At 68.0% G+C, this 6,203-nt stretch carries 1 protein-coding gene; it reads right to left on the reverse strand.

Translation table 11 applies throughout. The annotated features are described in order from the left end of the window. The coding region (locus tag AB0G02_RS26005; RefSeq protein WP_360798332.1) for a hypothetical protein at positions 1-6,103 on the reverse strand (6,103 nt) is incomplete at its 3' end. Positions 6,104-6,203: the final 100 nt, after the last annotated feature.

The following is a 6,203-nucleotide window of genomic DNA, read 5'->3' on the forward strand; positions in this document are numbered from 1 at the left end:
CCTCACCACCGGCCAGGAAACCCGCACCCACCACACCCCCCAACCCATCCCGCAACACCACACGCTCGACATCCCTCGGAGACACGCGAACACCAGCAGAAGCGACAGCGCCGAAGAATGTGCTGGGATCGGCTTCGAAGTCGAATTCGGCATCGGTGTCCGAGAAGTCCTCGTCAGCCGAGTCGACGGCCTCGTCCCCTGGGCGCACCGCCTTCCGGTAGAACCCGTTTTTCAGGACGGATCGCCTGCCGGTGACGTTGTTGATGCCCACCACCTGGTCTGCGGCCCAGACCGTCACCGGGAAGCCGTCCGCCTGCTCGAACGCCCCCACCAAGTAGGACGCCAACGGGTGACCACCCCCCGCCGGGGTCTGGTTGATCAAGCAGACGGTGGCCACCTTCTGCTCCCCACGCGGGTGGGACGCCGATCGGTAGATCGAGTTCCGCGTCAACACCTGCGCCGCGGCCTCCGACGGCAGCCCCAACTCATCACCCAGTTGGTGCGGACGACGGGTCCGCAGCCGGACGCTGACGCTGTTCGGCTGACCGTGCACGGCGACGTACCACGGTGGCACCGGACCCTTCAACCACTTCATGGGCAACTTCTCGTAGCCGCGCACCACGGCACCGTCGACGTCCCTCTGCCCGACGACCTCCCTGATGTACCGCTTGAAGCCGAAGGATGCCTCATACCTGTGCATGGCCTGCATCCCCAGCACATCCCTCAAGGAAGCCGGGTGGAAATGCCCGTTGAGACGTCCCGTGCCCGCTTCGAACATCGGGTAGGTCACGATGTCGTCCGGGCTCAGCGTGATCTTTTCGGCCGTCCGGAAACCGTCACCCTCCACGGCGATCCGCCCGTTGTTGAGCAGCACCAGGCGCCCCGCCGGCCAGTGCACCAGCCGCGAATAACCACCGGCCAGCATCCCCCTGCCGAAACCCACCGGCTCGACCGATGCATCACCCAACGAGGCGAACACGAGATCCACATCCGGTCGGGTGCCCGCAGTTCTCCTGAACAGGAGGCTGTCAGCCAGGGCACCGGTCACCCCGTCCACGGATAGGACCAGACCAGTCCCGTCCGAACGCGTCGCCAGGTAGTGCTCGCCCCGGCGCGTGGCCAGGACCAACAACGGCGGTCGACCCGTCGACCACGGCGCATCCTCGAACCGACCGGCGGACGTGTTCCAGAACTGCCTGATCATCGGAACCGTGACGTTGCTCGCCCACCGCCGCGCACGCTCGACCTCGGCCTCGTCACCGGCGGACCGCACCACCACCGCGACCACGTGGCCCGTGAGGTTCCTCAACGGCTCCAGCGCGACATCCCCGCCTCGCAGACCCGACACCAGCCTGAACACCGGACGACCCCGCTCGTCCCGCGTCATCGCGTAGACATCGCGGAAGTCCTTCACCTCGTGCAACACCGAGGCGAAGTCGAACCCGAAACCACCGTGGTCCAAACGAGTCCCGGCGTCCTCACCCACCAGCACCACCGGACGTCCAGGCTCCCCCACCCACACCTGGAGGAAGTGCTCATCCTCGGAAAGCGCGTAGAAGACCTCCTGCCCACCCAGTTCAAAACGCCCACCATCAACCGTGGGCACGATGGCGTGCCCCTCCGCCGAGCGCACCGCCACCACCAGCGGCGACACCTCACCCCACGGCCGATCGCCGAACGCACCCCGCGCGACACCCTGGACCACGTCGACCAGCTCGGCCCCCAGGTGCGCGTCGTCCGCCAGCGCGAACACATCCCCGTCCCGCCGCACCGACACGACGTTCTTCATCGACGCCGGCCCGGAGGTGAACCGACCGCCCAGGGGCAGGGTGATGGACGGGTCCTCCGCGGCGACCTCACCACCGTGCATCACCTGGCGGGAAACCAGCGGTCCGGAGTACTCGTGGTACACCCGGACGCCGATCTCCTTCATCAGCAGGTCGAGCAATTCCCGGTTGAGCGCGCTGTTCGGCGTGGCGGTGCGGGTGATCAGCACCAGCGGCCGGCGCACCCGCGGGTCGGTCAACGCCCGGTGGAACGCCGGCGACAGCAGCAGCCGCGCCATCTCCCGCACCGAAAGCCGGAGGGTCGAGCCTTCCTTCGACTGGACCACGTAGTGCGAACCTGCGCTCTCCAGGTGCAGGACGAACGGTCGGGCGCGGCCGGCTCCGATGGACGAAGCCCACGGCAGGAGTTCGGCAAAGGAATTCCGGTAGATGTCCGCCAGGTTCGGCGAGATCCGAGCCAGGCGCATGTTGTGGTCGTCGAGGAAACGCGCCCCCTTCCTCAAGCCGCGGTAGTCCGAGGCGTCGCCCAACACGGCCGCACCGTGCAACCGGCCGTCCCCGTCGATCAACTCCGTCCACTCGACGTCGGTGATCAGCAGATCCGACACCCGCTCGAACCTGGCCGCCATGACCTCGACCGACCCCGTCTGCGGATCGACCCGCAGCGGAGCGGTGTTGACGAACACCTCCCGATAAGGACCGTCACCGCGCAACACCCGCGCGACCTCCCGCGCCACCTCGACGTGCTGCCGGCCCACGGTGATGAGTTCGATCATGAGGTGCAGCGGCGTGCGCGGGTCCTGCCGGGAGAAACCGGCGTCGACCAACGCCGCGGCGAACGACGCACCATCCTGCCACTGCCCGTTCACGAACAACCGACCGTTGAAGGTGTGGGCGTAGACGTGGACCGGCTGGGGGTTCTGCGGAGTGGCGGGCATACGGCTGTGGAGGAACTCCCACCCCACGCCGTCCGGACCGCCTGGGGTGAAGGGGAACGCGAGCGCCAGCCCCGGATCGGCCAGCACCACCGAATCCTGCGAGGGGCCCGGCTGTTCATCCGGTTCTAGCACCCGGACCTCGCCCGAGCGCGACACCCGCACCCGACCCGCGAACGTCTCCACCCCGCCCACATGACCCAGACGACGCAGCTCGTCCCGCAACGCACCCGAATCCGTGACACCACACATCAAGAACCGCACCGGAACATCCGGCGCGAACAACCGCATCCCCACCAACAACCGCACAAAAGCACGATCACCCAAATACCCGAAACCACCGGACTCCAACGGCAACCGCACACCATCCGGACCCCGATGCGCCACCACGCTGAACACACCCGGAACGCCCGCACCCGACGCGAACGCCTCCACCACCACCCCGGCCTCACCACCGGCCAGGAAACCCGCACCCACCACACCCCCCAACCCATCCCGCAACACCACACGCTCAACGGCCTCCGGGGAGACGGCGGCAGGAGCAACAGCGCCGAAGGAGACCTCGACGCCGGAGTGGACGTCAGCACCGGCTTGGGCGTCGGTCTCAGCCTCGGAGTCGAAGTCGAAGTCGGTGTCCGAGACGTGCTCGTCGGACGAGTCGACGACCTGTCCGCCAGGGGGCACCGCCCTGCGGAAGGAGCCACCATCCCTGATGGACCACCTCCCGGTGATGCGATGGGTTTCCAGCACCTCGTCGGCGGCCCTGACCGTCACCGGGAAGCCGTCCGCCTGCTCGAACGCCTCCACCAGGTAGGACGCCAACGGGTGACCACCGTCGTCCGGAGCCCGGTTGATCGAGCAGGCGAGGGCCACCTTCTCCTCACCGCGAGGGTGGGGCGCCGAGCGGTAGATCTCGTTCAGCGTCAGGACACGTCCGGCGTCCTGCGGCGACAGCATCAGGAGGTCACCGAACCGGTGGGGGCGGCCGGTGCGCAACCGGACGGCCACCTTGTCCGGTTGACCGTGCATGGCGATGTACCACGGCGACACCGGGCTCTTCGACCCCGGAATGGGGAGTTTCTCTTCGCGGCGCTCCGCTGTGCCGTCGGCGGCCCGAGTGGTGGTCTTCCTGATGTAGTGCTTGAAGCGGAATGCCTTCCTCCGCTGACCGCTGCTCGGCATCCAGAGCACATCGCCGGGCTTCGAGGGGTAGACCTGCCCGTCGACTTCTCCCGTGCCGGCTTTGAACATCGGATAGGTGATGAAGTCGTCGATTCCCGGTTCGACCGGGTCAACCGTCCGGAAGCCGTCGCCCTCCACGGCGATGTGCCCGTCGTCGCGGAACGCCAGGCGCCCGGCCGGCCAGTGCACCCGTCGCGAGTAACCGCCGGCCAGCATCCCCGCGCCGAAGCCCACCGGCTCGACCGACTCACCACCCAACGCAGCGAACACGAAATCCACATCCGGGCGGAAGCCCGCGGTGTTCCTCAGCAGTTCGCTGTCGCGCAGGACACCGGTCAACCCGTCCATGGACAAGGCCGAGGTCTCATCATCCGAACGCGCCGCCAGGTACTGCTCCCCCCGCCGGGTGACCAGGACCGTCAACGGCGGCCGGCCCGTCGACCAGGGCGAATCCTCGAACCGACCGGTGGACGTGTTCCAGAACTGCTTCATCTTCTCGGGAGTGACGTCGTGCGCCCACTCCCGCGCCTTCTCGACCTCGGCCTCGTCACCGGCGGACCGCACCACCACCGCAACCGTCTGGCCCTCGGAGTTCTCCAACGGCTCCAGCGCGACATCACCGTCCCGCAGACCCGACACCAACCTGAACACCGGACGACCCCGCTCGTCCCGCGTCATCGCGTAGACGTCGCGGAAGTCCTTCACCTCGTGCAACACCGAGGCGAAGTCGAACCCGAAACCACCAGGATTCACCCGAGTGCCCGCGTCCTCACCCACCAGCACCACCGGACGACCGGACGGCGCCTTCAACGAGAGATCGAAGTCCTCGTCAGCAGAGAGGACGTGGAAGGCGTCCTGCCCTTCGAGCTCGACGTGCCCGCCGTCGGTCGTGGGCACGACGGCATACCCCTCCCTCGAGTGAACCGCCACGACCAGCGGAGACTGGTCACCCCAGGGCGCATCACCGAACTCACCCCGCGCGACGCCCTGGGCGATGTCGACCACGTCCGGCTCGAGGTCTGCGGCGTCCGTCAGCGTGAACACGCCCGCGTGCCACTGAACCGACACGTTGTGCCGAATCAGCGGCGGTCCGGCGATGAACCAGCTACCGCGGGGCACGGCGAAGGTGGACTCCGATCCGAGGAACCGGCCCATTTCCGTCCACTCGGAGTAGCGCATCGGCCCGGAGTACCCGTAGTACGGCCGGGCACCGAGGTGCCTTGCCAGGAGGTCGAACAGATCCAGGTTGAGCTTGTCGTCCGCCAGGGGCATCCGCGTGACCAGCACCACTGGTCGGCGCACCCGCGGGTCGGCCAACGCCCGCCGGAACGCCGGCGACGCCAACAACCTCGCCATCTCCTGAGCCGAGAGCCGGTAGACCCGACCGTCGTGCAGCCGGATCGCGTAGGACCGCCCCTGGCCTTCCAGGTGGATGACGAACGGACGGGCTCGACCGGCTTCGATGGACGAGGCCCACGGCAGCGGCTTGAAGGTCGAGTTCGCGTAGGGGCCATCCACGTCCGGCGCCACTCGGGCCAAGCGCATGCTGTGGTCGTCGGCGAACCGGGCGCCCTTCCTCAAACCGCGGTAGCGCGAGGTGTCGCCCAGCAGCGCCGCGCCGTGCGTCTGATCGATCCCGTCGACCAACTCCTCCCAGTGGACGTCGGTGATCAGCACCTCCGACACCCGCTCGAACCCGGCCGAGGCGAAGTTCAACGATCCGGTGATCGGATTGATCCGCAGCGGACCGGTGTTGACGGTCACCTCGCGGTACGGGCCGTCACCGCGCAGCAGCCGCGCGACCTCACGCGCCGTGGCCAAGTGCTGCCGACTCGCGGCGGAGAGTTCGACCATGAGGCGCAGCGGCGCGCGGGGATCGTACTGGGAGAGGCCGGCGTCGACCAACGCCGCGGCGAACGACGCGGCGTTCCGCCACTGCCCGTCCGCCAGGAACACGTCGTCGCGGACGTGCGAGTAGACGTGGACCGTCCGGATGCTTTCATCCGCGTCGGGCATGCAGTCGCGGAAAGACCTCCACCTGGTCATTTCCCGACTGTCCGGGAAGAAGGGGAACGCGATCATCGGCCCGGGATCGGCCAGCACCACCGAGTCCTGCGGGGAACCTGGTTGCTCACCTGGCTCCAGCACCCGGACCTCGCCCGAGCGCGACACCTGCACCCGACCCGCGAACGTCTCCACCCCGCCCACGTGGCCCAAACGCCGTAGCTCGTCCCGCAGCACTGCGGAATCCGTGACACCGCACATCAGGAACCGCACCGGAACATCCGGAGCGAACAAC

Origin of the sequence: Actinosynnema sp. NPDC023658 (assembly GCF_040639995.1) — a bacterium.
GTDB lineage: Bacteria > Actinomycetota > Actinomycetes > Mycobacteriales > Pseudonocardiaceae > Actinosynnema.